This window comes from Halomonas sp. HP20-15 (assembly GCF_033446685.1).
Lineage (GTDB): Bacteria > Pseudomonadota > Gammaproteobacteria > Pseudomonadales > Halomonadaceae > Modicisalibacter.
This window is the reverse complement of the sequence record NZ_JAWQLY010000011.1, coordinates 15,743-40,764: the sequence shown is the minus strand read 5'-3', so window position 1 is coordinate 40,764 and position 25,022 is coordinate 15,743. Positions and strand designations below refer to the sequence as shown.

General features: G+C 63.5%; 28 protein-coding genes. 13 read left to right on the top strand and 15 right to left on the bottom strand.

The features are described 5' to 3' along the window. Window positions 1-8 precede the first annotated feature (8 nt). Complete coding sequence (locus R6258_RS14525) at window positions 9-1,493, bottom strand: RimK family protein (protein ID WP_318451835.1); 1,485 nt, start codon at window positions 1,491-1,493, stop codon at window positions 9-11. Between the two features lie 213 nt (window positions 1,494-1,706). Here R6258_RS14525 and R6258_RS14520 point away from each other — a divergent pair, with 213 nt between their 5' ends. Together R6258_RS14520 and R6258_RS14515 are read left to right on the top strand one after the other, a co-directional pair. Then, window positions 1,707-2,228 (top strand): GNAT family N-acetyltransferase, encoded by a 522-nt coding sequence (locus R6258_RS14520; protein WP_318451830.1) that lies wholly within the window; start codon window positions 1,707-1,709, stop codon window positions 2,226-2,228. Between the two features lie 33 nt (window positions 2,229-2,261). Continuing rightward, complete coding sequence (locus R6258_RS14515) at window positions 2,262-2,747, top strand: YajQ family cyclic di-GMP-binding protein (RefSeq protein ID WP_318451825.1); 486 nt, start codon at window positions 2,262-2,264, stop codon at window positions 2,745-2,747. A 24-nt stretch (window positions 2,748-2,771) separates the two neighbouring features. Here the strand turns inward: R6258_RS14515 and R6258_RS14510 are convergent, their stop codons facing one another. Next, on the bottom strand, window positions 2,772-3,584 hold the full coding sequence (locus R6258_RS14510; protein ID WP_318451820.1) for a class III extradiol ring-cleavage dioxygenase: 813 nt from the start codon (window positions 3,582-3,584) through the stop codon (window positions 2,772-2,774). 310 nt (window positions 3,585-3,894) lie between these two features. Between R6258_RS14510 and R6258_RS14505 the strand changes: the two genes are divergently transcribed. Together R6258_RS14505 and pepN are read left to right on the top strand one after the other, a co-directional pair. Beyond that, window positions 3,895-4,347 (top strand): YbaN family protein, encoded by a 453-nt coding sequence (locus R6258_RS14505; RefSeq protein ID WP_318451813.1) that lies wholly within the window; start codon window positions 3,895-3,897, stop codon window positions 4,345-4,347. Window positions 4,348-4,457: 110 nt separating this feature from the next. Continuing rightward, the gene (gene pepN, locus R6258_RS14500) at window positions 4,458-7,139 is read left to right on the top strand and encodes an aminopeptidase N (protein WP_318451806.1); all 2,682 of its coding nucleotides are present in this window, start codon (window positions 4,458-4,460) and stop codon (window positions 7,137-7,139) included. 107 nt (window positions 7,140-7,246) lie between these two features. Here pepN and R6258_RS14495 read toward each other — a convergent pair whose 3' ends face one another. The 5 genes from R6258_RS14495 to R6258_RS14475 all read right to left on the bottom strand — a co-directional run bounded on the left by R6258_RS14495 (window position 7,247) and on the right by R6258_RS14475 (window position 11,129). Then, window positions 7,247-7,774: an invasion associated locus B family protein gene (locus R6258_RS14495; RefSeq protein ID WP_318451798.1), complete on the bottom strand. Its 528-nt coding sequence runs from the start codon at window positions 7,772-7,774 to the stop codon at window positions 7,247-7,249. 126 nt (window positions 7,775-7,900) lie between these two features. After that, window positions 7,901-8,194 carry a hypothetical protein gene (locus tag R6258_RS14490; RefSeq protein WP_318451790.1) on the bottom strand — a complete coding sequence of 98 codons (294 nt, stop codon included), beginning with the start codon at window positions 8,192-8,194 and terminating at the stop codon, window positions 7,901-7,903. A 24-nt stretch (window positions 8,195-8,218) separates the two neighbouring features. Continuing rightward, window positions 8,219-9,091 (bottom strand): deoxyribonuclease IV, encoded by an 873-nt coding sequence (nfo, locus tag R6258_RS14485; RefSeq protein ID WP_318451784.1) that lies wholly within the window; start codon window positions 9,089-9,091, stop codon window positions 8,219-8,221. Between the two features lie 176 nt (window positions 9,092-9,267). Further along, window positions 9,268-10,050: an ABC transporter ATP-binding protein gene (locus R6258_RS14480; RefSeq protein WP_318451777.1), complete on the bottom strand. Its 783-nt coding sequence runs from the start codon at window positions 10,048-10,050 to the stop codon at window positions 9,268-9,270. Continuing rightward, window positions 10,047-11,129 carry an iron ABC transporter permease gene (locus R6258_RS14475; RefSeq protein ID WP_318451761.1) on the bottom strand — a complete coding sequence of 361 codons (1,083 nt, stop codon included), beginning with the start codon at window positions 11,127-11,129 and terminating at the stop codon, window positions 10,047-10,049. Before R6258_RS14475 ends, R6258_RS14480 begins: the two co-directional genes overlap by 4 nt. A gap of 362 nt (window positions 11,130-11,491) precedes the next feature. Here R6258_RS14475 and R6258_RS14470 point away from each other — a divergent pair, with 362 nt between their 5' ends. Both R6258_RS14470 and R6258_RS14465 read left to right on the top strand, forming a co-directional pair. Continuing rightward, window positions 11,492-11,767 (top strand): DUF1127 domain-containing protein, encoded by a 276-nt coding sequence (locus R6258_RS14470; RefSeq protein WP_318451758.1) that lies wholly within the window; start codon window positions 11,492-11,494, stop codon window positions 11,765-11,767. Window positions 11,768-11,872: 105 nt separating this feature from the next. After that, window positions 11,873-12,571 carry an aspartate/glutamate racemase family protein gene (locus tag R6258_RS14465; RefSeq protein WP_318451752.1) on the top strand — a complete coding sequence of 233 codons (699 nt, stop codon included), beginning with the start codon at window positions 11,873-11,875 and terminating at the stop codon, window positions 12,569-12,571. A gap of 112 nt (window positions 12,572-12,683) precedes the next feature. Here R6258_RS14465 and R6258_RS14460 read toward each other — a convergent pair whose 3' ends face one another. The 5 genes from R6258_RS14460 to R6258_RS14440 all read right to left on the bottom strand — a co-directional run bounded on the left by R6258_RS14460 (window position 12,684) and on the right by R6258_RS14440 (window position 16,535). Continuing rightward, on the bottom strand, window positions 12,684-13,448 hold the full coding sequence (locus tag R6258_RS14460) for a hypothetical protein (RefSeq protein ID WP_318451749.1): 765 nt from the start codon (window positions 13,446-13,448) through the stop codon (window positions 12,684-12,686). 244 nt (window positions 13,449-13,692) lie between these two features. Beyond that, the gene (locus R6258_RS14455; RefSeq protein WP_318451744.1) at window positions 13,693-14,130 is read right to left on the bottom strand and encodes a GNAT family N-acetyltransferase; all 438 of its coding nucleotides are present in this window, start codon (window positions 14,128-14,130) and stop codon (window positions 13,693-13,695) included. 99 nt (window positions 14,131-14,229) lie between these two features. Then, window positions 14,230-15,360 carry an ion channel gene (locus R6258_RS14450; protein WP_318451741.1) on the bottom strand — a complete coding sequence of 377 codons (1,131 nt, stop codon included), beginning with the start codon at window positions 15,358-15,360 and terminating at the stop codon, window positions 14,230-14,232. Window positions 15,361-15,582: 222 nt separating this feature from the next. Then, window positions 15,583-15,930 carry a putative quinol monooxygenase gene (locus R6258_RS14445; RefSeq protein ID WP_318451732.1) on the bottom strand — a complete coding sequence of 116 codons (348 nt, stop codon included), beginning with the start codon at window positions 15,928-15,930 and terminating at the stop codon, window positions 15,583-15,585. 119 nt (window positions 15,931-16,049) lie between these two features. Continuing rightward, on the bottom strand, window positions 16,050-16,535 hold the full coding sequence (locus tag R6258_RS14440; protein WP_318451730.1) for an Lrp/AsnC family transcriptional regulator: 486 nt from the start codon (window positions 16,533-16,535) through the stop codon (window positions 16,050-16,052). Window positions 16,536-16,808: 273 nt separating this feature from the next. Here R6258_RS14440 and R6258_RS14435 point away from each other — a divergent pair, with 273 nt between their 5' ends. Beyond that, window positions 16,809-18,503, top strand: coding sequence for a 2-isopropylmalate synthase (locus R6258_RS14435; RefSeq protein ID WP_318451723.1), 1,695 nt, complete (start codon window positions 16,809-16,811; stop codon window positions 18,501-18,503). Between the two features lie 61 nt (window positions 18,504-18,564). Here the strand turns inward: R6258_RS14435 and R6258_RS14430 are convergent, their stop codons facing one another. Further along, the gene (locus R6258_RS14430) at window positions 18,565-19,380 is read right to left on the bottom strand and encodes a formate/nitrite transporter family protein (RefSeq protein ID WP_318451716.1); all 816 of its coding nucleotides are present in this window, start codon (window positions 19,378-19,380) and stop codon (window positions 18,565-18,567) included. Between the two features lie 129 nt (window positions 19,381-19,509). Here R6258_RS14430 and R6258_RS14425 point away from each other — a divergent pair, with 129 nt between their 5' ends. The 6 genes from R6258_RS14425 to R6258_RS14400 all read left to right on the top strand — a co-directional run bounded on the left by R6258_RS14425 (window position 19,510) and on the right by R6258_RS14400 (window position 23,976). Further along, window positions 19,510-20,205: an MgtC/SapB family protein gene (locus R6258_RS14425; protein WP_318451710.1), complete on the top strand. Its 696-nt coding sequence runs from the start codon at window positions 19,510-19,512 to the stop codon at window positions 20,203-20,205. A 60-nt stretch (window positions 20,206-20,265) separates the two neighbouring features. Next, the gene (locus R6258_RS14420; RefSeq protein WP_318451708.1) at window positions 20,266-21,450 is read left to right on the top strand and encodes a multidrug effflux MFS transporter; all 1,185 of its coding nucleotides are present in this window, start codon (window positions 20,266-20,268) and stop codon (window positions 21,448-21,450) included. Window positions 21,451-21,526: 76 nt separating this feature from the next. Next, window positions 21,527-22,447: a lipid kinase YegS gene (gene yegS / locus R6258_RS14415; RefSeq protein WP_318451695.1), complete on the top strand. Its 921-nt coding sequence runs from the start codon at window positions 21,527-21,529 to the stop codon at window positions 22,445-22,447. Between the two features lie 29 nt (window positions 22,448-22,476). Further along, window positions 22,477-22,905: a VOC family protein gene (locus R6258_RS14410; RefSeq protein ID WP_318451690.1), complete on the top strand. Its 429-nt coding sequence runs from the start codon at window positions 22,477-22,479 to the stop codon at window positions 22,903-22,905. A 14-nt stretch (window positions 22,906-22,919) separates the two neighbouring features. Beyond that, window positions 22,920-23,357, top strand: a complete 438-nt coding sequence (locus R6258_RS14405) for a nucleoside deaminase (protein ID WP_318451684.1) — start codon at window positions 22,920-22,922, stop codon at window positions 23,355-23,357. A gap of 82 nt (window positions 23,358-23,439) precedes the next feature. Then, complete coding sequence (locus tag R6258_RS14400; protein ID WP_318451678.1) at window positions 23,440-23,976, top strand: hypothetical protein; 537 nt, start codon at window positions 23,440-23,442, stop codon at window positions 23,974-23,976. Window positions 23,977-24,080: 104 nt separating this feature from the next. Here the strand turns inward: R6258_RS14400 and R6258_RS14395 are convergent, their stop codons facing one another. Together R6258_RS14395 and R6258_RS14390 are read right to left on the bottom strand one after the other, a co-directional pair. Continuing rightward, window positions 24,081-24,284, bottom strand: coding sequence for a cold-shock protein (locus R6258_RS14395; protein ID WP_031382854.1), 204 nt, complete (start codon window positions 24,282-24,284; stop codon window positions 24,081-24,083). Window positions 24,285-24,605: 321 nt separating this feature from the next. Continuing rightward, entirely contained in the window at window positions 24,606-24,809 is a 204-nt protein-coding gene (locus tag R6258_RS14390; RefSeq protein WP_031382855.1) for a cold-shock protein, read from the bottom strand. Window positions 24,810-25,022 lie beyond the last annotated feature (213 nt).

Below are 25,022 nucleotides of genomic sequence, written 5' to 3'. Positions count from 1 at the left end.
TGGGCGGGTCAGTGCGGATGCCGGCGGTTGGCCTCCATGCGCTCGAGGAAGACTTCCATCACCTTGTCGTAGAGCCGCGGGCCGAGCACCAAGTCCTCGACGCCGGCATCCAGGTTGGGGTTGTCGTTGATCTCGATCACCACCACCCGGTTGTCGACCTGCTTGATGTCCACCCCGTAGAGGCCATTGCCGATCAGTCGCGTGGCCTTCAGCGCGGCCTTGATCACCGGCTTCGGGACGTCCCCGGGAGCGTGGGTGGTGAACCCGCCGCTGCGCGTCTTGCCGCGCGAATGATCGTAGATCTGCCAGTGGCCGCGGGCCATGTAGTAGCGGCTGGCGTAGAGCACTTCACCATCGAGCACGCCGATGCGCCAGTCGTAATCGGTGGGTAGCCACTCCTGCAGCAGCAATAGCGCCGAGGATTCGAACAGTCGCGCGGCCTCCTGCTGCAGCGCCTCGGCCGAGGCGATCTTGACCACGCCCCGCGAGAAGGCGCCATCGGGAATCTTGAGCACCATCGGGAACTGCAGCCCGGCGGCCTTCTCGGGCAGTTGCTTGAGGTCGTCGCGGTACAGCAGCAGGCCATCCGGCGCCGGCACGCCGCGGGCGCCGAGCAGGGCGTGCAGGTAGACCTTGTTGGTGCAGCGCAGGATCGAGCGCGGATCGTCGATCACCACCAGGCCTTCATGCTCGGCACGTCGCGCCATGCGGTAGGTGTGGTGATCGAGGCTGGTGGTTTCGCGGATGAACAGCGCGTCGAACTCGGCCAGCCGTCCCTCGTCGCGCTTGGTGATCAACGACACATCGATGCCCAGCCGGCGCCCGGCGCGGATGAACTGCTTGAGCGCGCTCTTGTTGCTCGGCGGCAGGGCTTCCTTGGGGTCGACCAGGATCGCCAGGTCGTAACGGTAGCGCCGGCGCGCCTTGGGGGTGCGCCAGATCTTGCGCGAATGGCGATTGAGTGCCTGGGCGAAGCGATCCTGCTCGGCCCCGCGCAGGGCGCTGAGCGCCAACGGCTTGAGCCGGGTCAGCCGCCACAGCCCCTGGCGGCGCTGAAAGCGCGCCTCCAGCAGCGGGCAGGGCAGGCGTTCGAACAGCCGCCGCGCCAGCCGGCCGAGGCCCTCCTCGAGGCACTCGCCGAACATCACACGTAGCGTGAACGCCTCGCCGGGCAACGCACCGCGCCGCGACAGCTCATCCATCAGCGGTGCCAGCGATTCGAGCTGCAGATCGACCAGGGCCTTGCGCGACAGCTGATTGAGCGTCTCGACGCTGGGTAGTACCCGCTGGCCGCGAGCCTGGGCCAGCAGCGAGACGTAGTAGCCGGTGTCCAGGTAATCCAGCCCGCCGCACAGGTTGATGACCTGGGTCGCACTGTCCTGGGTACCGGTGGCTTCCTGGGCCAGATAGTCGGCGGCGCTGATCAGGTCGTCGCTGGGGTAGTAGGGGCGCCAGTCGGAGAGTCGATCGACAACGATGCGCAACGGTGACATGGGCGGGCTCCCTGCCTGAAATGACTGTCTGAAGTGACTGTCTGAGATGATCGCCTGCAGTGAAGAGTTCGGCGGATCCGGTTGGCGCTAGAATGCACTTGACCGGGACCGGCTACAATAGCTTCAATCACACAAAATGATGGTGCTCGCCTGGCCTCACGGCCGCGTCGGCGCCGCTCCCGGCCTTCCGCTCAATGGCTCGAAAAGTTCGTCATGAATCCGTTGCAGTCTTCCACGCTGCGCCCCGCGTGCGGCGCTGATCTCCATGCCCTATGCCAGCTCGAATCGGTCAGCTTCGAGGGTGATCGCTTCACGCGCCGCCAACTGGCGCACCTGCTCAATCGCGCCCATGCGCGCACCTGGGTGGCCGACACCGAGGAGGGTTCGCTGCTGGGCTACGGCACGTTGCTGTTCCGGCGCAACAGCCGCAGCGCGCGGCTGTACTCGTTCTGCGTGCATCCCGATGCTCGCGGTACCGGCCTGGGACGGCGCTTGCTCGAGGCGCTTGAGGGCGAGGCGCTGACCCGTGGCATGCAGCGCCTGACCCTCGAAGTACGCGCCGACAATCGCGTGGCGATGGGGCTCTACCGGCGCATGGGCTTTCTGCCGCGGCGCTGGCTCGAGGACTACTACGTCGATGGCTGCGCCGCCTGGCAGATGGACAAGGCCCTGTCCGAGGCCGGTGAAGCGTTGTGCGAGGCCATAGAGGCTGCACCCGCGGCGCGCTTCGGCTAGCATGCCTGCCGTCTACTTCACTGGAGCACTGCAATGCCATCCTTCGACATCGTCTCCGAGCTCGACAAGCACGAAGTCACCAACGCCGTCGACCAGGCCAACCGCGAGCTGGGCACGCGCTTCGATTTCCGCGGCGTCACCGCCAGCTTCAGCGAGGAGGGCGAGGCGGTGATGATGGAAGCCGATGCCGACTTCCAGTTGCGCCAGATGCTCGACATCCTCAAGGGCCGTCTGATTGCCCGCGGCATCGACGTCGGCTGCCTCGACGAACAGCCCGCCGAGACCGGCGGCGTGCGTGCCCGTCAGCGCGTGGAGTTGCGCCAGGGCATCGACCAGCCGGTGGCCAAGAAGATCGTCAAGACGATCAAGGACGCCAAGCTCAAGGTCCAGACTCAGATTCAGGGCGAGAAGGTGCGGGTCACCGGCAAGAAGCGCGACGATCTGCAGCAGGCCATCGCGCTGCTCAAGGCCGACAAGTCCATCGAGTTGCCGCTGCAGTTCGACAACTTCCGCGACTAGCCGTCCGTGACTAGCCGTCCGCGACTAGCCGAGCACGGCGCTCGCCGGTTGCATCAGGCCGGCAGTCTCGGCGTCCAGTAGGCACAGCATGCTGATATTGCCCTGCATGAAGCTCTCGTGGAGGGTCACCATCGGCCGCCCTTCGAGCGCGGCCACGCACATCGCCAGCGGCAGGAAATGCTCGGCGGTGGGATGCGCGTAGGCGGCGTAGGGCGCGGATTCGCGCCAGGAACTGAGCGCGGTGGCGTCGCCCCGTTCGGCCGCCGTGCGCGCCCAGTCGTGGAACATTCGGGCCCATGGGTCCGGGGCGCTGCCTTCGGCGCGGCGATCGCCGAGGTTGTGGGTGGCCGCGCCGGAGCCGATCAGCCATAGCCCCTCGCGTTCGGCGAAGCGCCCGAGTTCGATCGCCACCTGCTGGCGTTGCGTCTCGCTGAGCGCCATCGGCACACTGACCGGCATCAGCGGTACGTCGGCGCGCGGCCAGACCAGCGACAGCGGCGACCAGATGCCGTGATCGAGCGCACGCTCGGGCTCCAGGCGAACCGCGATGCCCGCCGCCTGCAGTGAGCGAGCCAGGCCCGCGGCCTGCCCGGGCAGGCCGCGGGCCGGGTAGCGCGCCTCGTACAAGGCCTTGGGGAAGCCGTGGAAATCATGCCAGGTAGCCGGCGCCTGCGCCGCGCCCAGCGCCACGTCGGGCGTTTCGTAGTGGGCCGAGATCACCAGCGCGCCCCGCGGGCGCGGCAGTCGCTCGCCGAGCGCGGCGAGGAAATCACGCGCCGGATGGTCGATCAGGGTCAGGCTCGGTGAACCGTGGGACAGATACAGGACAGGGCGCATCGCATTCTCCTTGGTAGGCGCCCAGCCTAGCGCAGCGCTTGACGGCTGCCAGCCAGCGATCCGGCAACAGACCGTTAACCAACGATGCTAGAATGCCCGCCGCCTGAGCTGGATCAAGGTTCCTGCATAGCGGGGTGACGCGCCGATTGAAGTTGCCTAGGATGGCCATAGGCGGTGATTATTTCCCTCGGCTGGCCGGTCACGCTGTAATGAGCACTGGTAGCCGCCGAGCCGCCAACCGACGAGTGTGCCCCCGCGGGGCTCGGTGGTTACCCCCTATTCGCTAGGGTCGCCGTTACAGGAGGGCGCGATGCCCAACATCAGACATGCCATCTACACGGCCCTGGCGGGCATCAGCTTCGCCCTGGGCGTGATCGGCCTGTTCCTGCCGGTGATGCCGACGACCTGCTTCATGCTGCTGGCGGTGTGGCTGGCCTCGCGGGGCTCACCGCGCTTTGCGCTGTGGATCCGCGAGCACCCACGTTTTGGCCCCTCGATCAGCGCCTGGGAACGCGAGCGGGCGATCCCCCGCCACGCCAAGCGCTGGGCGCTGGCGATGCTGGCCGTGTCGATGACGGTCATCGCCCTGAGCGTCGAATCGTTGCCCGTACGTGTCGCCCTGATCGTCGGCCTGAGCGGGCTGTCGCTGTGGATCGCCACCCGTCCGACGCCGCGTCTGGGCGGTGGCCGCTGCCCGATGCTGCCCGCGTCTACCGAACGCCTTTCCGGCGCTTCCTGCTCCTCGCAGCGCTCCAACCGCTGAAACCGAGCGCAGCGCAGACGGCAAGCGATTGCATCCGCGGATGGCGCCTTTGAGACTCCTGCCTCGCTCACCGTACAATGGCGGCAGTCTTGTACAAGGAGTACCCGTTCATGCCCGATTCGCCGATTTCCGAAGAGGCCGAAATCAAACCGGTCGATGCGCAGCCGCAACCGGTCTATCTCAAGGATTACCAGCCGCCGGCCTTTAGAGTCACCCACACCGAACTCAAGTTCGATCTTGCGCCCTCGGCGACCCGCGTCAGTGCGGTCCTGCACATGGAACGCCATCCCGACAGCGCACCCGACCGGCCGCTGGAACTCGACGGCGAGCGGCTTTCCCTCAGGCGCATCGCCATCGACGGCCAGGAACTCCAGGCCGGCGAGTACCGGGTCGACACCGAGACGCTGACCATCGCCGAGCCGCCCGCGCGCTTCCGCCTGGAGACCGAGGTCGACATCGACCCGGCCAGCAATACCGCGCTGGAGGGGCTGTACCTGTCCAACGGCATGTTCTGTACCCAGTGCGAGGCCGAGGGCTTCCGGCGCATCACCTATTACCCGGATCGCCCCGATGTGATGGCGACCTTCTCGACCACCGTGATCGGCGATGCCGCGACCCTGCCGGTGCTGCTGTCCAACGGCAACCCGGTCGAGCGCGGCGAACTGCCCGATGGCCGCCACTTCGTCACCTGGGAGGATCCGCATCCCAAACCCAGCTATCTATTTGCGCTGGTGGCGGGGGATCTTAAGCACGTCGAGGATCGCTTCACCACCCTGAGCGGGCGCGAAGTCACGCTGCAGATCTGGGTCGAGCCCGAGAATCTCGACAAGACCGAACACGCGATGCGCTCGCTGAAGTCGGCGATGACCTGGGACGAGCAGACCTATGGCCGCGAGTACGATCTCGATCGCTTCATGATCGTCGCCGTCAACGACTTCAACATGGGCGCGATGGAGAACAAGGGCCTCAACATCTTCAACTCGGCGGCGGTGCTGACCCATCCGCAGACCGCCACCGACGCCGCCTTCCAGCGTGTCGAGGGGATCGTCGCCCACGAATACTTCCACAACTGGTCGGGCAACAGGGTGACCTGTCGCGACTGGTTCCAGCTCTCGCTCAAGGAGGGTTTCACAGTCTTCCGCGATCAGAGCTTCTCGGCCGACGTCAATTCGGCGCCGGTCAAGCGCATCGAGGACGTGTCGTTCTTCCGCACCGCGCAGTTCGCCGAGGACGCCGGGCCCACCGCGCATCCGGTGCGTCCGGACCATTACATCGAGATCGGCAACTTCTACACCCTGACGATCTACGAGAAGGGTGCCGAGATCGTGCGCATGCTGCGCAACCTGCTGGGTTGGGAAACCTTCCGCGCGGGCTCGGATCTCTACTTCTCGCGCTTCGATGGCCAGGCCGTGACCATCGAGGATTTCGTCGCCTGCATGGCGGAAGTCTCGGCTATCGACCTCGGCCAGTTCATGCGCTGGTATTCGCAGTCGGGCACGCCCGAGATCGACGCCCATGGCGAGTACGACTACGCCAACAGCGAGTATCGCCTGACGCTGCGCCAGCGCACGCCGGCAACGCCGGGCCAGCCCGACAAGCTGCCGCTGCACATCCCGGTGCGCGTCGGCCTGGTCGGCACCAAGTCCGGCGACGATCTGGAACTGACCCTGGAGGGCGAGCGGCTCGGCAAGGAGTGCGTACTGCACCTGCGCGAGGATGAGCAGACCTTCGTCTTCACCGACCTGGCCGAAGCGCCGGTTCCCTCGCTGCTGCGGGGTTTCTCGGCACCGGTCAAGCTGCGCTTCCCCTACGGTCGCGAAGACCTGGCCTTCCTGCTGCAACACGACGCCGACGGCTTCAATCGCTGGGATGCCGGCCAGCGGCTGACCATGCTGGCGCTCGATGACCTGATCGCCGCGCACCGCAACGGCGTCGAAAAGGTCATGGACGCCCGCGTGACCGAGGCGTTCCGCGGCTTGCTGGCGGGTTCTGCCGACGACAAGGCGGTACTCGCCGAGATGCTCACGCTGCCCTCCGAGGCGTATATCGCCGAGCAGCAGCCGACCGTCGATGTCGACGCCATCCATGCTGCGCGCGATTTCGTCAAGCGGTCGCTGGCCACCGCGCTGCGCGACGAATTCCTGGCGCTGTATCGCGACAACCAATCGGATGCCGAGTACGCGCCCAGCGCCGAGCAGATTGCCGGTCGCAGCCTCAAGAACGTGGCGCTTTCTTACCTGATGAGCATCGAGGACGACGAGGCGGTCGAGCTGGCCCGCGAGCAGTTCGAGGCGGCCCGCAACATGACCGACGTGCGTGCCGCCCTGACGCTGCTGGTGCACAGCTCGCGCGGCGATATTGCCGATCCGGCGCTGCGCGCCTTCGGCGAGAAGTGGGCCCACGACCCGCTGGTCATGGATCAATGGTTCAGCGTTCAGGTCACGCGTCCGCAGTCGGATGCCATCGAGCGGGTCAAGTACCTGATGAGCCATCCGGCGTTCTCGCTCAAGAACCCCAACAGGGTGCGCGCGCTGATCGGCGCCTTCGCCGGCCAGAACCCGGTCAATTTCCACCGCCTCGACGGTCAGGGCTACAAGCTGCTCGCCGATGTGGTCATCGAACTCAACAGGCTCAACCCCGAGATCGCCGCGCGGATCATTACTCCGTTGACCCGCTGGCAGCGTTACGACGAGCAGCGCCAGGCGCTGATGAAAGCCGAGCTGGAACGCATCCAGGCCGAGGAGCTCTCGCCCAACGTCTATGAGGTGGTCGAGAAGGCGCTGGCCGTCTGACGCGCCAGGCGTCGAATCCTGTGGTACGTAATCAGATCGATGTCGCATAAAAAGGGCCGCTCCATGAGCGGCCCTTTTTTACGTCTGCGGCCATGCGGCCGGCGCGGCTACGGCGCGATGCGCTGGGTGGCATCGGTGAAACCCATCAGCGAGATATCCAGATCCATGCGCTCGCCGCGCGGCCCGATCATGCTCAGCGTGGCGGTGCTGCCACCGCGCAACTGGCGCATCAGCTCGGGTTTGACCGGAAGATCGCCGCGGCAGCCCTGCTGCTGGCAGACCTGATACGGGAAGGGGATCGGCTCGCCGTTGCCGACGGTCAATTGCATGCCCGGCGCCAGGCGCACGCCCAGCGGTAGCAGGAAGACCAGTACGGGGGTGTCGACTTCCGGCGGGTAGGCCAGTACCACGCGCATCAACGGTTGGCCGCTATTGGGGTTGTCGATCAACTGGGTCATCGTGCAGGCGCCCTGGGTTGTGTTGCCCTGCGGGCAGCGCACCTCCCAATCCTGAACTTTCTGGATATCGACATTGGCGTCGGTCGGCGGCTGTTGCTGAGCGAATGCCGCGGGAGCCAGGGCCAACGCAGCCAGCAGCGATAGGGCCCAGTGGCGTAGCGCGAAGCGGTTCAACATGATGTCCTTCTCCTGTCGTCATGGTCTTATAAGGCCGGGTCGCGATCGACCCGAATCAGTCATGGAAGCAATCACATGGAAGCAATCAATCGTGGCGGTGACAATGCTCGATGCGCGGCGTGCGTGTCAGGCGATCAGCCAACTGAGCACCAGCAGTCCGACCAGCCCCCAGCACACACCGCCGATTACCGAGCCGCGCAGGAAGGCGCGCAGCCCCTTGTAGAGCATGGCCAGGCCAATGATCAGCACGATCAGGCTGAACAGCGAGCCGCTGATGCCCAGCGAGTCGGACAGGCCATCGGCGAAATCTTCGACGGCCCAGTAGAGCCCGCCGAAGATGCTGGCCAGGAACTCGACCAGGGTGCGAATGGTGTCGCCGATCGCTTCCCCCAGCCAGTTGAAGAATCCGTCATCTTGCATGATTCGTCCTTGATAGAGGTGGTGTCATCGCGAGGCGTGCGTCTCGGTCGACGCTCCTGATTGTTGCCCACGCAGCCAGGCGATCTCCTCCGACCACAATGCCGGTTCGATGGTTTCGAGGATTAATGGAATCCCATCGATACGCGGGTCGCGCATGATCGTGGTGAACGCATCCAGGCCGATATTGCCCTGGCCCAGGCTGTGGTGACGATCGACGCGGCTGGCGAAATCGCTCTTGGCGTCGTTGAGATGCATGCCGCGCAGGTAATCAAAACCGACGACCCGCTCGAACTCGTCGAGAGTGGCGCGGGCGGCTTCGGGCGTGCGCAGGTCGTACCCGGCGGCGAAGGCATGGCAGGTATCCACGCAGACGCCGACCCGCGACCGATCGTCGACCTGCTCGATGATCTCGGCCAGGTGTTCGAAGCGATGGCCCAGGTTGGTGCCCTGGCCGGCGGTGTTCTCGATCACCGCGACCACCGACTCGGTGCGCGCATGGGTCTCGTTGATGGATTCGGCGATACGCGCCAGGCAGTCCCGCTCGCTGATTCGCTCGAGGTGGCTACCGGGGTGGAAGTTGAGCAGCGTCAGCCCGAGCTGTTCGCAGCGTCGGCATTCGTCGAGAAAGGCCGCGCGGGACTTCTCCAGCGCCTCATGCTCGGGGTGACCCAGGTTGATCAGATAGCTGTCATGGGGAAGGATCTGCGCGGCGCCAAAGCCGTATTCCCGGCAAGCGCCACGAAAAGCAGCGATCGCCTCATCGCTCAAGGGCTTGGCATGCCAGCGTCGTTGGTTCTTGGTAAACAGCGCCAGGGCATCGGCGCCGATCTCGTGGGCGCGTTTTATCGCCTGGTCCGGTCCGCCAGCGGCACTGACGTGGGCTCCGACATATTTCATGAATGCTTCTGGGTCAGCTGGTTTGTCCCTATGGTAAGGCCTGAGTCGATGGCTAGCGAGCCGAGCGCCCCCGGGCGAGCGGTGAAGGGCCATGGCGAGACGCTGCACGGCCTGTCTCACCGGTATCGTCATCGCCGCGTAGTGCCGGCGATTGGTCGACAAGTACGGTCCGGCGTCTAGCCGCCCAAGCGTCGTGTAGCCGCCAACGGCGTGATGCGCGGTGGCTCGTTCGGCGGCCACTCGACGCGCGCCTCGATGGCATAGACGTCGCGCAGACAGGCTTGTGTGAGCACTTCGGTGGGCCCGCCGCAGGCGACGGTGCGGCCCTCCTTGAGCACCCAGAAGTAACGGGCGAAGCGTGCCGCCAGGCTCAGGTCGTGAATGGCGATGACCACGATCATGTCGCGCTCGGCCGCCAGCCGCTCGAGCCAGTCGAGTACCTGCAGCTGGTGATGCAGATCGAGGGCGCTGGTCGGTTCGTCGAGCAGCAGCAGGCGCGGTTCGCGGATCACCGCCTGGGCGATGGCCACCCGCTGGCGCTGCCCACCGGACAGCTTGGCCAGCTCGCGTTCGGCCAGTGTCTCGAGCTCCAGGGCCTGGAGTATGTCGCGCACCTGCGCGAGCGCGGCGCTCAAGGGTTCGTGAACCCGCGTGCGGCGCGCCAGGAGCACCGCCTCGAAGACGCTCAGCACCGCCTGGGATCCCAGCTCCTGGGGCAGGTAGTAGAGCCGTTCGGCGCGCGCCTCCAACGACAGCGCGGTAATCGGGCGGGCGTCGAGGGTCGCCTCGCCCGCGGCCCGCTCGATCCCGGCGATAGCCTTGAGCAGCGTCGACTTGCCGGCGCCGTTGGGGCCGATCAGTGCGGTCAGTTCGCCGGGGCGGGCATGCAGGCCGGACACGCCGGGCAGGATTTCCGTCCGCCCGATTCGACACGTCAGCCGCTCGATGTGCAGGCTCACCCCCAGCCTCCCCGGCGACTGCGCAGGATCAGCGAGACGAAGAAGGGCAGGCCGATCAGGGCGGTGAGAATGCCGATGGGGAAGAGGATGCCGGGAATCAGCGTCTTGGAGAGGATCGAGGCCAGCGACATGATCAGCCCGCCGCTCAGCGCCGACATGGGCAGGAATACACGCTGGTCCTCGCCCACCAGCAGCCGGGCGATGTGCGGGCCGACCAGGCCGACGAAGCCGATGGTGCCGACGAAGGCGACGGCGGTGGCGGCCAGCAGCGAGCAGCACAGCATGGTGCGCAGCCGCAGACGCCCCACGTTGATACCCATCGCCTTGGCGTGCAGATCGCCCAGGCGCAGCGCCGTGAGTCGCCACCCGGCGACCAGGAAGGCCGGCAGCGTGACCAGCAGTGCCAGCAGTGACAGGCCGACCGTTTCCCAGCTCGACCTGGCCAGGCTCCCCAACGACCAGAACACCAACTGCTGTAACGCCTCGGTCGAGGCGAGGTATTGCATCAGACCGAGCAGGGCGTTGAAGAAGAACATGATGGCGATGCCCATCAGCACCATGGTCTGGATCGTCACGCCCCGCAGCCGGCTGGTGCCCCAGATCAGCAGCGAGGCGAGCATCGCCAGCGCGAAGGCGTTGGCGGTGACCAGCAACGTCCCGGCGAGCGGCACGACGCCCAGACCCAGGATTATCGCCAGGGCGGCGCCGAAACTGGCCGCCGAGGAGATGCCCAGGGTGAAGGGATCGGCCAGGGGGTTGTCGAGGATGGTCTGCATCTCGGCACCCGCCAGGGCGAGGCTGATGCCTACCAGCAGCGCCATCAGCGCCGTCGGCAGGCGAATCTCCCAGACCACCACGGCGAGTATGCGTGACGCGGAATCCGGGGCGATCAGCGCCGCCAGCAACTCGCCCAGCGGATACTGGCCGGGCCCGGTGGCCACGTCGGCAACGAATGCCGCCAGCATCGCTATTGCGGTGATCGCGATCAGCGCCCTGTGTCGACGACGGCGCGCCAGGTAGCGCGATACGCTGTCGTCGGGCCCCGACCTCACGGCCGAAGCGAAGGGGAGTCGGTTCATGGAGCATGGGCCTGGAAATCGGTGGCCCAACATACTGTAGGACTCGGGAGCCCCGCAACTTCGCCGCCGCCGAGCAGGTTGACGCTTGCGAAAGACGCGGCTTTAATGAATGAGCGCCGGCTGATAAAGCCGATGCAATACACACACACCATCGTCGGACGAGTCGACATGTCGTATCAGGCCACCATGCTAGGTTTCGACACCGCGGTCATGAATCATCGTGACCTGCGAGTGCGTGCCTATCCGTGTGCCGTCGATAGACTCTGACTTTCCTGGCCGCGGATCCTGCCGCGGCCCCGAGTGATTCCCTCCGAATAGCTTATCGCCCGATAGGATCCCGGCCTCCGATCAGGAGACCGGACATGACCTTGGTAACGCTCTTTCAAGCACTCAATCGGGCCCTCAGCGTACGCCGCCGTCGGCGCGTTGCGTTCGACTCGCTCATGCACCTCGATGCGCGGCTGTTGCGCGACATCGGCCTGCACGTCGACGGCGGTGCGGTCCGCCCGCTCAACCCCGAGAGTTTCGGGGCGGGCGACGATGCTTTCCGGCAGGCGCCGTTGACCGGCATGCCGCCGGTAGCTGCCAAGCATGGCGAAGATGGGTACTGTCCCCATTGTGGGAGCGTGCTGACCTAGCCAAGCCGCGGTCGCCGGATGCGGCCGCGGCTCAACCGTCCGCTACGGGGTTTTGGAAAGGCCCCGTTGCGTGCAATGCGGAACTTCATCACGAGGAGATAGCGCATGAAAACGATCGGCCTGCTCGGTGGCATGAGCTGGGAATCTACCCTGAGCTACTACCGACTGCTCAACGAAGGCGTGAAGGCCAAGCTGGGTGGCTTCCATTCCGCCAGGATCTGTCTGGTGAGTGTCGATTTCGCCGAGATCGAGGCCTTCCAGTGCAACGACGATTGGGAGCGCGCGGGCCAGGCACTGGCCGCGGCGGCGCGCCAGGTCGAGGCGGGCGGAGCGCATGCGTTGGTGATCGCCACCAACACCATGCATCGTGTCGCCGACGACATCGCCGCGGCCATCGATATTCCGCTCCTGCACATCGCTGATGCCACCGGCGAAGCCCTGCGCAACGACGGCGTCCGCCGGGTCGGCTTGCTGGGCACTCGCTTCACCATGGAGCAGGCCTTCTATCGCCAGCGCCTGGAGGAGCGTTTCGGAATTGAGGTCGTCGTCCCCGACGAGGCCAGGCGCGCGAGCGTTCACGAGATCATTTTCAACGAGCTGGTTCAGGGCGAGATCAACCCGGCCTCGAGGGCGCATTTCCTGACGATCATCGATGCACTGGCGGCGCAGGGCGCCGAGGCCGTGATACTCGGCTGCACCGAGATCGCCATGCTGGTGCAGCAGCAGCACACCGCGACACCGCTCTACGACACCACGGCGCTGCACGTCGACGCCGCCTTGGCGTTCGCACTGTACGACGGCTGAATGTCGCGTCGGGCGCTATTTTTCGGCAGGGCGTGTGCGTTAGGAAGAAGAAGGACGTAAATCTTTAGGATGGGCATCGAGAATGAAGGAGGAAGCGCCATCCATGGTCGGCTCAAGCCTCATTTGACTGATCCACGTTGCTTGGCTTTCGCCGGGAAGATGGGCTCGCGTATGAGCGAGAGCCTACTCGAGCAATGCGTAGTTGCCTCCGCTTGTATCGGGGTCGATCTGAATTGAGCTTCTTCCAGTGCCCGTTGACGATCGCCTTCTCATGAACGACGCCGACTTGCACGGGAATACACTCGAGCCTGAGCGCCTGGGCGATCGCCAATCGATGGCAACCGCCTATGCCGAAGATGTATTCACCGTTTCTGCCGATATGTATGTAGACGCCGCCGCTTTCCCTAAATGTTCCTTTACGGACTCTCGACATGCTAAGGAAGCCGCCTGATTTGATGCTCTCAATGACCCTGTCGAGTCGTTCATAACGCTGCAGGACGTCCTCCTTGGTCTTGCAATCATCGTAAACGTGATGTTTTTGAATGAGCTCGTTCATAATTTGGTAAGCGCCAGCAGCCTCCCAACTCTTCCCCTCTCTTATTCGTGCTTTGACCATGGCTATCTTCTTAATGTCATGTAATTGACGAACATGAAGATCCCAGTCGCCCCCCATGACTTTTCCGGTATCCTCTCGGGACAGGAGATCGGGTAACACAGCCAGGCTAATCTCTTGGGGGTTTAGAAACAGCGTCTGTGAATATCTTGGCGCATCGAGGCCAAATCTGAGGATGTTAATTAAGTCCCTGGCTATAATAATAAAAAATAGCCTTTTGCCTTTCCTGGTGATAACGGACAGGATCTGGAAAAAATCCATCACTATCGGAGCCCCACACTCTATCTTGACTTTTTTGTTATTAGTAAATACTAATTTTTGTTTCTTGATGACGATATTAAAAATGTTTTGTCATGACTTGTACACGGGAATGCAATAAAACCGTAAGAATCCATCAAAAGACTCAGTAATGTTAACCGCATGCAAGGAAAGATATCGTCGGTAACGATTGCTTTCTTAGTGCGAAAAGCGCTAAGCACGGTTACATTCTGAAGGCAAAATGAGGGCATCACCCTGATGAACCAGCGAGCGATTTTTCTAGGCCTAGCGTGGCTGCCTCCTCGATAATCATACGAAACCCATGGCGTCGATAGAGAGCCAGCGCAGGACTGGTTTTTAGAACCCGTAGGCGGATGTGACTCAGCCCACGTTGTCGTGTAGAGCGCTCTACCTCGCCTATCAGCCAGCTACCGATGCCGCGGCGCCGGTAGGCCGCAATCAGTTGCAGTTCGCGCACGTAGGTATGATTCGCGGCGTAGGTCAGCGACAGGAAACCGATGGTTTCCGCATCCACGCTCAGAAGGTAGTTGTCCGCCGCGACGAAGCCCTGGCGGAAGCGTTCTGATTCCCAGGCAAGATCGGCGTCGCGCAGGTAGGGCTGCATGTTGGCGAAGACCAGCCGCTCGGCGGCGTCGATATCGTCGGCACCGGCCGGCACCAGCTTCACGGTTCGCTCGCCGAGGTTCAGGGGTAGGGTATCGAGACATTGCATAGGCCGTAGGGCGAACGTTCCAGGCGTTTTCGCGCATGGAACTCTCTCCCGACGCTAGCGGTCAGTCCGCGAAGCGGCGGGCATGGGTTGGTGAACGCAACGCTCGATATCCTGAGCGGTGGGTACGAACTCTTCGCGTACCATCAATATCAGTGCCTTGGCGCTGAAGCGGTGGTCGTGGGCCGGATGGCAGGTGATGTGGCCGTCCTCTGCCACATAGGCCATCAGCGTACCCATGCCCGCCGCCATCAGCCGGCAGGTCACATCGGACCACACGGCGTCGTCCAGCTGTACCGGATAGCGCATGGCATGGTCGTCGTGGTGGGTGAACAGGTTCTCGAGAATCTTCTCCGCACCGGGCGCTACCAGCGAACGGACCAGCATCTCGGGGTAGGCGCGAATCGGACGTAGCGTAGTGCTGGCGCCCGCCAGTTCGGTGCGCTTACGGCTATCCTCATGCACGCACTCGGCGACGATGTAGGGCAACCCCGTCTGGCAGAGTTCCTGCAGTTGGCCCAGGACGTCCAGGGTGATGCTGTCGGAGACCCGACTGTACTCGTCGCGGGCCAGCACGATGATCGCCCTGGCCCGAGCCGGGGTGACCGCCGTCAGTGCCTGCGGATCGGAGGGCTCGCCATGATGATGGACCACGCCTTGCGCGCGCAGGCTCTCGGGCAGCCCCTCGGGAAAGGCGTCGGTGAGAATCTGCACCGGAGTGTCGTGCAGGTCCACGGTCGAGCGTAGTTGGTTCACCAAGCACTCGAAATAGACCGCGGCATTGTTGTTCGGGCTGTTGATGATCAGTACGTGGTCTTGCATCTGCCACCTCCAGCGGCCCTTGATCATGGATTCCTTGCGTTTGAGGCGGTAATCGATGTAATCGCTGGCCAATTGGGCGAGCAGGGTGATGCCGGCGACATAGAGCAGCAGCACGGTGGCGGTGCGACCGAGCGGCGTAGCGGCCGAGACGTCTCCATAACCCACCGTGGTCATCGTGGTCAGCGTCAGCCACAGGGCATCGCCTCCGCCCAGACCCTCGAAGGTCATCATCGCCAGGGTGTGCAGGACGGTGATGGCGAGCAGCCAGTAGAAGGCCCGCAAGAGCCGCGAGCGCATATCGATGTTCAGCCGTTGGGTGATCCTTCCGGAGGTTTGCCGGCGGCGCAGTAGGCGAAGCAGATACATCTCGAACACGCCCCGAAGGGCTACGTCTCCCGCAAAATGAGCAGGCCGGATCGGCCTAGACATCCGCTGATGCTACGTGAGTCGGTTGCCGGGCGCCAATGCCGGGCAGCTTGGGACATGGGAAGCGATGGCTGGCGTCACGCGAATACCGGGACGGCGCACCTTGAGGCGGTACGGCAGGAATGCGGCCACTCTCCATTGGATTGGGTGGCCGCGTCGCGCTCAGACTTGCGGAGCGTCGTAACCATCGGGCTCATCGGTATAGATGCAGACGTTGGCATCTTCGATATCGCCATCGTCGGCTTCCAGGTGGGTGGCGAAGAACTCGCGGATTTCGCGGCGCTGACAGTGCGCCTCGAAGGCCTCGCGATTGTCCCAGACTTCGTGGAAGACGATGGGGTAGCTCGAGCCTTGGGCGAACGGGTTGTCGATGTGGCGGGTCACGGTGTATTTCAGGCAGGCATCCTCACGATGAGCGTTGGGCTCCAGCGCCTGCAGGGCCTTGAAAACAGTATCTTCCTTGCCCGGCTTGGGCTTGAAGCTGGCAATACAGTAGACCTTTCGAGACATGCTGACTCCAGTCGGATTGATGACCGGCTAACCATAGCATCCGCCGGTGAACCGCGCAGCGGCAGGCGTTAGGGCATACGGCCATGCTTGTTGATCGTCGGCTTGGCTTCGAGGCGGGCTCAGTCCATCGGTACCACGGGATTGTCGATGACCCGGCGTAGCACGAAGCTCGAGTGGGCGCCGCTGACGCCCTCGATGCGGGTGATGCGATTGAGCAACAGGTCCTGATAATCGTCCATGTCGCGCACCACGACCTTGAGCTGATAGTCGGCCTCCTGACCGGTTATCAACAGGCACTCCTGCACTTGAGACAGTGCGGCGACCTTGGCCTCGAAGTTGGCGAAGCGCTCCGGCGTGTGGCGATCCATCGCAATGTGCAATAGCGCCATCAGGCTATAACCGAGCCGTTTACTGTCGACCATGGCGCGATAGCCGGCTATCAATCCGCTGTCTTCCAGCGCACGCACCCGCCGCAGGCAGGGGGAGGGCGACAGACCGATGCGCTCGGCGAGCGCCTGGTTGCTGATGCGGCCATCGCGTTGCAGCACGTCGAGAATGGATCGATCGTAACGATCGAGAGCAGGCGTTGGCGGGATATTGGGCATGGTTGGCAACTAGTGATAGGCAATGGAGGGATGCTGGCAATTTTATGCCACTTGGCTTGGGTATTCATCCGGAATTAGCAATCCATCGCCGTGCAATCGCGGCTAGACTGGTAGCCGTCGCCACAAGCGCCATTCGGAATGCTATGTTTCGCTCAGGACGTCGGCTTCACGAGAGCTGGCTTCGCTTTCGCCGCTAACGCCTATCCGGCCCGCGGCGTCCATTCCGCCTGCGGCCACCGCCGCTTTCGTCCACTACCGGTAAGGATCAGACCCATGGCTTCGTTCGACCATCGCAAGTACACGCCGGCAACGCCGGTACCGCTGACTCAGCCACGCCAGTGGCCGTCGCGCACGCTGAGCCGCGCGCCGATCTGGGCGAGCGTGGACCTACGCGACGGCAACCAGGCGTTGCTAGAGCCGATGAACGTCGAACAGAAGAAACGGCTATGGGCCTTGCTGGTGAAGGTCGGGCTCAAGGAGATCGAGGTCGGCTTTCCGGCGGCCAGTCAGCCCGATTTCGATTTCGTGCGCTGGCTGATCGAGGAGGATCAGATCCCCGACGACGTGACCGTCCAGGTGCTGGTCCAGGCGCGCGAGCATTTGATCGCGCGTACCTATGAAGCGCTCGAGGGGGTCAAGCGCGCCATCGTCCACGTCTACAACTCCACCTCGACCGCCCAGCGCGAGCGGGTCTTCGAGATGGACCGCGCCGGGGTGATCGAGATCGCCCGCCAGGGGGCTAGCTGGGTGCAGGAGTATGCCGAACGCTACCCGGACACCGAGTGGCGTTTCCAGTATTCGCCGGAAAGCTTCACCAGCACCGAGCCCGATTATGCGGTGGAGATCTGCGAGGCGGTGATGGCGATATGGCAGCCGACCCCGGACAACCCCTGCATCCTCAATCTGCCGGCGACCGTCGAAGTCGGCCCGGTGAATCATTTCGCCGATCTGATCGAGTACTTCATCACCAATCTCGCCAATCGCGATGCCGCGATCATCTCGCTGCACACTCATAACGACCGCGGCGGTGCGGCGGCGGCGGCGGAACTCGGCCTGCTGGCCGGTGCCGATCGTGTCGAGGGCACGCTGCTGGGCAATGGCGAGCGTACCGGCAACATGGATATCGTCACCCTGGGCATGAATCTTTACAGCCAGGGCATCGACCCCGAACTCGACCTGTCGAACCCCGACGAGATCATCCAGGTCTGCACCGAATGCACCAATCTGCCGGTGCATCCGCGCCATCCTTGGATCGGCGAGCTGGTCTACACCGCCTTCTCGGGCAGCCACCAGGACGCGATCCGCAAGTGTCTGCAGAAGCAGGGCGCCGACGAACCGTGGCAGGTCGCCTATCTGCCCATCGATCCGCACGATCTTGGGCGCGACTACCAGGCGGTGATTCGCGTCAACAGTCAGTCGGGCAAGGGGGGCATGGCTTTCCTGCTCGAGCGCGATTTCGGCATCAGCCTGCCGCGCTGGATGACCCTGGAACTGGCTCCGCACGTGCAGCAGGCCAGCGAGAAGGTTCCCGGCGAGCTCTCGAGTCAGCAGATTCGCGATATCCTGATGACCACTTTCGCCAACGAGGTGCCGCTCACGCTCAAGGGCTACCGCCTGGATCGTGACGAGGCCGAACAGCTGACCGTCACGCTGCACGACGCCAGCCGGGCGTTGACCCTCGAAGGCAATGGCAACGGCGTGATTTCGGCGTTCATGGATGCCTGGCAACGCCACAGCGGTAGCTCGGTGAATGTGGTCGACTACGGCGAGCATGCGCTCGGCGAAGGCAGCGATGCCGTGGCTATCGCCTTCGTCCAGCTCAACGTCGATGGGCGGCGGGTCAGTGGCATGGCCGAAGACGGCGATACCGTCAGCGCTTCGCTCAAGGCGGTGCTGTCGGCGCTCAATCGCGCCGGACGTTCGGCGGCCAGCGAGCGCGAGGCCAACGCTGCGGCGATCACCGCCTGATCAGCTCACTGCGACGCGAAACGGCCGCCTTCGGGCGGCCGTTTCCTTGTGGCGACGAGGCTCAAGTGTCGCTGCGGATCTGGGCATGGCTGATCAGCGCGAAGATGAAAGTGCCACCGACCACGTTGCCGATGAGGGCGGGCAGGACGAAGCTCGTCAGGTACTCGCCCAGGCTGGCCCTGCCGGAGAATACCAAGTAGAGCACTTCGGTCGAGCCGGCGACGATATGCGTGAAACCGCCGATGGCGACCAGGTAGGTGACGATCAGGATCACCCAGATCTTGGCCTGCCCGGCGGCGGGAATCAGCCATACCATGGTGGCGATCATCCAACCGGCGACGACGCCCTTGGCGAACGTCTCGCCGAAGTCATTGGCCAGCACGTGCTGGCCGAGACCCAGGAATATCTTGTGGGTTTCGCTATCGAACAACGGCATGGCAACGATCGCGTAAGCCGAAATGGCGGTGCCCACCAGATTGCCGACCAGGACCACGCTCCATAGCCGCAGCAACCGCAGCAGCTTGAAGAGGTGGGGTTCGCTCATCAGAGGCAGAACGGCGGTGACGGTGTTCTCGGTGAACAGCTGCTGGCGGGCGAGAATCACCACCAGAAAGCCCACGGGGTAGCCCAGCGAGGAGATCAGGTAAGCGACGCTGCTGTCGGGAAGGTGAGAATCAAGCAGACCCTTGGCAAGCATCGAGAAACTCATCGATAATCCGGCGGCCAGCGCCGACCAGAACAGCGCCGAGACGGTACGGGTGAGTTCCTTCTCACCGTCGGCGCGAATAGTCTCGTGCACGGCGGCCGCCTCGGACGGCAGGTGATCGTCGTCGAGCTGCAGATCGCTGCTCGGCGGGGTGGTGGAGTGCTCTTTCATGGTTGCGGTTCCTTCCGCAAGAGGTGGGTATTGCCAACTGACTGTGAGCGAACGCATGCGGGCTGGCAAGCCTCTGGAGTACCGACTGGCTACTCCGGTAACGGACTGACTACACAGGGAGCGGGACATATGGTTGGAGAAAGTCTGACGATTCTCTATCACTTGGGGGCCGCGTGGCTGGCGGGCAGCCTGGTCGGACTGGAGCGGAGCTTCCATGGCCGCCCGGCGGGATTTCGTACCCATGCCCTGGTCTGTGGCGCCTCGGCACTGCTGATGATCGTCAGTACCAACCAGTGGCAATGGCTCACCAGCATTCCCGAATCGACGATTCGTACCGATCCCACGCGCATGGCGCAGGGCATCATGACCGGGATCGGCTTTCTCGGCGCCGGAGTGATCTTCAAGGAGGGCTTGAACGTCCATGGACTGACCACGGCGGCCTCGATCTGGATCACCTCAGTGCTGGGTATCCTGTTCGGCGTGGGCTTCTGGTTGCCGGCGGTGACCGCCACCGTGGCTACTCTATTGACGCTGTCGCTGTTTCGCTGGGTCGAGCTGCGTCTGCCCAGCGAGTACTACGCCGACCATGTGCTCAGTTACGCCATCGAGAAAACGCCGAGCGAGGAGCAGGTTCGCGAACTCATCGCTCGGCATGGCTGCGTGGTCAAGTCGATGAGCTATAGCCTGGGTGAGCATGGCGCGGTCTATCGTTACCACATGGTGTTGCAGACCAAGGACCGCCGAAACCTGACGCGCCTGGCCGGCCATCTGCGGCATTCGGCGCGCGACCTGCTCGAGTTTCGCCTCTCGCCGGCCGGTGAATGAGCCGCTTGCCATTCGCAGGTGGGACGTTACAGTGGCTCTCCCCCGATAGTCGGAGAGCCCATGGCCACACCGCCCACCCGCGCCAGTCTGATGTTGCTGCTGGTCGCCAGCGTGATGTTGACGCCGCTGGCGATCGATATCTACCTGCCGTCGTTGCCGGTCATGGCCGCCGATCTGGGGCAGCCCGCCACGGCGCTGCAGATCACCATCACGCTGTTGCTGTTCAGCGTCGGTCTCGGCCAGATCGTGGTTGGTCCGCTGACCGATCGCTTCGGTCGCCGCCCGGCATTGCTGGCCGGTTCGGCGTTGTATGCGCTCGGCGCCCTGTTGGGCATGGCGGCGACCAACCTCGGCCCGCTCTATGCATCGCGCATTCTTCAGGGATTGGGGGCCTGCGCCACGACCACGGTGGCATTCGCCGCGGTACGCGATGCCTTTACGCCGGCTCAGGGAGCGCGGCTCTATAGCTACCTCAATGGCGCGCTGTGCCTGATTCCGGCCTTGGCGCCGGTAATCGGCGGGGTGCTCGCGGTGACGCTGGGCTGGCGCAGCAACTTTGCGTTCATGGCGCTGTTCGCGCTCGGCCTGCTGATCGCCGGGGCCCTGCGTTTCACCGAGACGCGGCCCCGCGACGTACAACCGTCGCGTCCGCTATACAGCTGGTCGCGCTACCGCCAGGTACTGGGCGATCGGGCGTTCGCGCGCTACGCCGGCACCGCGGGTATCTGTATGGCGACAATCCTGCTCTACGTCTCGGCGGCGCCGGTGCTGCTGGTCGAGCGGCTGCAGCTCAGCGAGCTGGCTTTTGCCGCGTGCTTCGGTGGCAACGCGCTGATCAATATCGCGACCTTTTTCGTCGCCCCACGAATCATCCACCGCCTGGGGCGTCGGCCCACCGTGCGAGTCGGCTTGATGTTGGTGTTGATGGCCGGTTTATTGCATGGAATGGCTGTGTTCGTACTGCCGCTGTCGATTGCCAGTTTCATGGGTCCAGTGGCGGTATTGTCGGTGGGCTTCTCGTTGACGCTCGGGGCGGCATCGAGTCTCGCGCTGGAATCCTTTCGCGAGCTGGCCGGTACCGCCGCGGCGTTGCTCGGCGCGGTCCAGTTGGGCGGCGGCGCGCTACTGGCCACCGCGATGCTGACGACGGGAATCCCGTTGCAGGGCTCGCTGGCATTGGTCGCCGTACTGCCGGTTGCGGTGTTGCTGATCAGCGACAGGCGAGGCGAGAAAGCGGCGGCCTGACGTGTTGCTTGCGATGCATGCGCCGACAGGCGATGGTATAGCGATCAACGGAGTGACAGTACAAGGAAGGCAGTGAATGGCTCAGTCGGGCAACTTGGCGCGCTTGATCATCAATGGCAAATCGGCACAGATCGACGAGGTGCGCGAAGCAGTCACTGCGTTGCGCAAAGACGGCCATGCACTGGATGTGCGCGTCACCTGGGAGGGCGGCGATGGTCTGCGCATGGTGCACGAAGCGGCCGTCGAGGGCGTATCGCGCGTCATTGCCGGGGGCGGTGATGGCACGGTCAACGAGATCGTCGCGGGGCTGATGGCGGTAGCGCCAGAGCGGCGCCCAACACTGGGCATTCTGCCGCTGGGCAGCGCCAATGATTTCGCCCATGGGGTGGGCCTGCCGCTAGAGCCGCAGCCGGCTCTCGAGCTTGCGCTGTCCGGTCATGAGCACGACGTGGATGTGGCGCGTCTCGGTGAAGACTGCTTCATCAACATGGCGACCGGTGGCTTCGGTGCCGAGATCACCACCTCGACACCTGTCGCGCTGAAGCGCCTGCTGGGCGGCGGCGCCTACTCACTGATGGGCATGCTCAAGGCCTGGCGCTATCAGCCTTATCAGGGCGTACTCAGTTGGCCGGATGGCGAGCTGACCACGCCGCTGTTTCTATTGGCGATCGGCAACGGTCGCCAGGCCGGCGGCGGTCAGTGCCTGGCGCCGGCCGCCAAGCTGGACGATGGCCTGCTCGAGGTCGTGGCCGTGCGTCATTTCTCGTCGTTGCATGACATGCGCCAGTTACTCAGCGAAATCGAACGGTTGCCGGAGGATGGCGAGTTCGTACGGACGATCCGTACGCCCCGGTTGAGCTTTCGCAGCGATACCAGCTTTCCGCTCAATCTCGATGGCGAGCCGCGCCATCTCAAACAGTTCGAAGTGTCGCTCGAGCCCCGCGCCATCAAGCTATCGATGCCCGACACGAGCGAGTTGTTGAATTCATCCCCCTGATCGTGATTTCTGTTCGAGGAGTACGCACCATGCCCAATCCTTTCCATCTGGCCGTCCAGGTCCGTGACATAGCCGAGGCTCGGCGCTTCTACGGCGAATTGCTGGGCTGCCCGGAGGGGCGTTCCAGCGATCGCTGGGTCGACTTCAACCTCTACGGGCATCAGTTCGTCTGCCATCTCAACCCGGAGCTCGATGAAAAGGGGGCCGGCGTTCACCGCAATCCGGTCGACGGACACGGCGTGCCGGTACCGCACTTTGGCGTGGTGCTGAGCATGAGCGACTGGGAAGGGCTGGTCGACCGTCTGACTCAGGCCGGGGTGCGCTTCGAGATCGAACCCTACATTCGCTTTCAGGGCGAGCCCGGCGAGCAGGCCACCATGTTCTTCTTCGACCCTTCGGGCAATGCGCTGGAGTTCAAGGCGTTTCGCGATATCGAAGGGCAGTTGTTCGCGACCTGAAGCGAGGAGCTAGCATGGATACCTTTATGCAGGCGGCGCTCGACGAGGCGCGCCAGGGGCTGGCCGAAGGCGGCGTGCCGATCGGCTCGGTGCTGGTCCACGCTGGGCGAATCATCGGTCGTGGCCACAATCAGCGCCAGCAGCGGGGCAGCGTAGTGCTGCATGGCGAGATGGATGCACTGGAGAATGCCGGGCGTCAACCGGCTTCGGTGTACCGTGAGGCGACGCTCTATACCACGCTGTCACCGTGTCCAATGTGCAGCGGGGCTATCCTGCTGTATGGCATTCCGCGGCTGGTGATCGGCGAAAACCGCACCTTCATGGGGGCCGAGGCGCACCTGCGCGAACAGGGCGTCGCCCTCGAGGTACTCGATAGCGAGGAGTGTCGGGAATTGATGGCGACGTTCATTGCCCGGCATCCCGATGTCTGGAACGAAGACATCGGCGTCTAGCGCCTTGCACCCAGGCGAGGCGTTTGCTGCAATGGCGCGGCATCATCACTCACCCTTTTGTTCATGATCAGGAGAATAAGCAATGGCCAAGACGCCTTGGATGATGACGGCGCTACCCTTGGCGCTGATGCTCGGCCTCACGGGCTGTAACGGTGGCGACGATGAAGAGAAGAGCGCCCCGGTGACCGAGGAGAGCAGCCAATCGTCCCAGTCATCGCAGGCGTCGGGCGAGGATGCTGGGGCTGAGCGTACACCGCGTAACGAGACGTCAGCGACGAGCGACGGTGATGCAGCGGGTACGGCGGCAGATAGCGGATCTAATGGCGAAGAACAGGCCCAGGCCGATGCTGCCGGGGGCGGCGGGACGGTAGGGAGCGACGACACGCTTGCGGATGATACCCCGGTAGGTGAATCGGCGGGCGAATCAGCCGCGAACGATTCCTGGGACAATTCCGAGGACGACGTTAGCCAAGCCTTGAAGGAAACCGAGCGGCGCTTCAAGGAAGCCGAGCAAGAGATCAACGATCAGTTCGAGCAAGCGCAGAAGCAGGACGTCAAGGAGCAGCAGACGATCGAGCTCGACGAGTCGCCCGATGGCGGCACAAGCACATCCAACTGAATGTGTGATGATCGCCCACTAAAAAGGCCCGCCTAGGCGGGCCTTTTTACGAGGCCACGTCCATGGACGTGGCGATCGGTGCAACCTGTACGTGGTTAGACGTATCAGGCCGGCTTGATGTTAGCGGCCTGAAGGCCTTTCTTGCCCTGAGTGACGTCGAAGGAAACCTTCTGACCGTCCTGCAGAGACTTGAAGCCTTCTGCCTGAATTTCGGAGAAGTGAGCGAAGAGGTCATCACCGCCGTCGTCCGGAGAGATGAAGCCAAAGCCCTTGGTATCGTTGAACCACTTGACAGTGCCAGTTGCCATTGTCGAATTCCTTAACTATCTAACTTACTGATGATGCGATTACGTGAAGCCTTGCGGACTGCTACGAACCGCCGATGCGAGGCTTATAAGCCAGAGAAACGCGCACGGGGTTTATCGAGGGAATCGATTAACAACTGACGTCATTCTGTCTACAAACCAGTCGCATGAAGGATGCGCTCTTAAATGTTGCGGGTCAAGCTGAATTTGGCAAGGTGCCTGAGTATGAGCCTGACCAGCCCCAGCCGCGTAAACAAGACCCGCTGAGGCGGGTCTTGTCGGCAGCGCCTCGTGCGAGACGTACCGCTTGCGGCTATCAAGCGCTTAGAGCGCCTTGATGTTGGCGGCCTGAAGGCCTTTCTTGCCCTGAGTGACCTCGAAGGAGACCTTTTGGCCGTCCTGCAGGGTCTTGAAGCCTTCAGCCTGAATCTCGGAGAAGTGGGCGAACAGATCATCACCGCCGTCGTCGGGGGAGATGAAACCGTAGCCTTTGGTATCGTTGAACCACTTGACAGTGCCAGTTGCCATTGTCGATTTTTCCTTAACTAACCGTTGATGGTGCTGGGCTGCGAGAACCTTGGCTCGCGATTTGCCCGTAATACGTGGAGTGGCAAGGGAATGCGCACTGAAAGTCTTCGGAAGCCGATAACCTGTTGACGTCATTCTGCCTGCTGATCCACGCAGCGGCGTGTGCATCGTTGCCATCGACCACGCCAAGCTACGCTAAAGAGGGTCTTGCAC

What these genes read in the sequence shown, in the direction of transcription:
- yegS (WP_318451695.1), top strand. Translation starts at nt 21,527, where the DNA reads ATGGCTCAGTCGGGCAACTTGGCGCGCTTGATCATCAATGGCAAATCG.
- R6258_RS14445 (WP_318451732.1), bottom strand. Translation starts at nt 15,930, where the DNA reads ATGTCTCGAAAGGTCTACTGTATTGCCAGCTTCAAGCCCAAGCCGGGC.
- R6258_RS14470 (WP_318451758.1), top strand. Translation starts at nt 11,492, where the DNA reads ATGACCTTGGTAACGCTCTTTCAAGCACTCAATCGGGCCCTCAGCGTA.
- R6258_RS14465 (WP_318451752.1), top strand. Translation starts at nt 11,873, where the DNA reads ATGAAAACGATCGGCCTGCTCGGTGGCATGAGCTGGGAATCTACCCTG.
- R6258_RS14510 (WP_318451820.1), bottom strand. Translation starts at nt 3,584, where the DNA reads ATGCGCCCTGTCCTGTATCTGTCCCACGGTTCACCGAGCCTGACCCTG.
- R6258_RS14505 (WP_318451813.1), top strand. Translation starts at nt 3,895, where the DNA reads ATGCCCAACATCAGACATGCCATCTACACGGCCCTGGCGGGCATCAGC.
- R6258_RS14425 (WP_318451710.1), top strand. Translation starts at nt 19,510, where the DNA reads ATGGTTGGAGAAAGTCTGACGATTCTCTATCACTTGGGGGCCGCGTGG.
- pepN (WP_318451806.1), top strand. Translation starts at nt 4,458, where the DNA reads ATGCCCGATTCGCCGATTTCCGAAGAGGCCGAAATCAAACCGGTCGAT.
- R6258_RS14525 (WP_318451835.1), bottom strand. Translation starts at nt 1,493, where the DNA reads ATGTCACCGTTGCGCATCGTTGTCGATCGACTCTCCGACTGGCGCCCC.
- R6258_RS14475 (WP_318451761.1), bottom strand. Translation starts at nt 11,129, where the DNA reads ATGAACCGACTCCCCTTCGCTTCGGCCGTGAGGTCGGGGCCCGACGAC.
- R6258_RS14495 (WP_318451798.1), bottom strand. Translation starts at nt 7,774, where the DNA reads ATGTTGAACCGCTTCGCGCTACGCCACTGGGCCCTATCGCTGCTGGCT.
- R6258_RS14400 (WP_318451678.1), top strand. Translation starts at nt 23,440, where the DNA reads ATGGCCAAGACGCCTTGGATGATGACGGCGCTACCCTTGGCGCTGATG.
- R6258_RS14520 (WP_318451830.1), top strand. Translation starts at nt 1,707, where the DNA reads ATGAATCCGTTGCAGTCTTCCACGCTGCGCCCCGCGTGCGGCGCTGAT.
- R6258_RS14395 (WP_031382854.1), bottom strand. Translation starts at nt 24,284, where the DNA reads ATGGCAACTGGCACTGTCAAGTGGTTCAACGATACCAAGGGCTTTGGC.
- R6258_RS14440 (WP_318451730.1), bottom strand. Translation starts at nt 16,535, where the DNA reads ATGCCCAATATCCCGCCAACGCCTGCTCTCGATCGTTACGATCGATCC.
- R6258_RS14405 (WP_318451684.1), top strand. Translation starts at nt 22,920, where the DNA reads ATGGATACCTTTATGCAGGCGGCGCTCGACGAGGCGCGCCAGGGGCTG.
- R6258_RS14430 (WP_318451716.1), bottom strand. Translation starts at nt 19,380, where the DNA reads ATGAAAGAGCACTCCACCACCCCGCCGAGCAGCGATCTGCAGCTCGAC.
- R6258_RS14515 (WP_318451825.1), top strand. Translation starts at nt 2,262, where the DNA reads ATGCCATCCTTCGACATCGTCTCCGAGCTCGACAAGCACGAAGTCACC.
- R6258_RS14420 (WP_318451708.1), top strand. Translation starts at nt 20,266, where the DNA reads ATGGCCACACCGCCCACCCGCGCCAGTCTGATGTTGCTGCTGGTCGCC.
- nfo (WP_318451784.1), bottom strand. Translation starts at nt 9,091, where the DNA reads ATGAAATATGTCGGAGCCCACGTCAGTGCCGCTGGCGGACCGGACCAG.
- R6258_RS14490 (WP_318451790.1), bottom strand. Translation starts at nt 8,194, where the DNA reads ATGCAAGATGACGGATTCTTCAACTGGCTGGGGGAAGCGATCGGCGAC.
- R6258_RS14450 (WP_318451741.1), bottom strand. Translation starts at nt 15,360, where the DNA reads ATGTATCTGCTTCGCCTACTGCGCCGCCGGCAAACCTCCGGAAGGATC.
- R6258_RS14410 (WP_318451690.1), top strand. Translation starts at nt 22,477, where the DNA reads ATGCCCAATCCTTTCCATCTGGCCGTCCAGGTCCGTGACATAGCCGAG.
- R6258_RS14390 (WP_031382855.1), bottom strand. Translation starts at nt 24,809, where the DNA reads ATGGCAACTGGCACTGTCAAGTGGTTCAACGATACCAAAGGCTACGGT.
- R6258_RS14435 (WP_318451723.1), top strand. Translation starts at nt 16,809, where the DNA reads ATGGCTTCGTTCGACCATCGCAAGTACACGCCGGCAACGCCGGTACCG.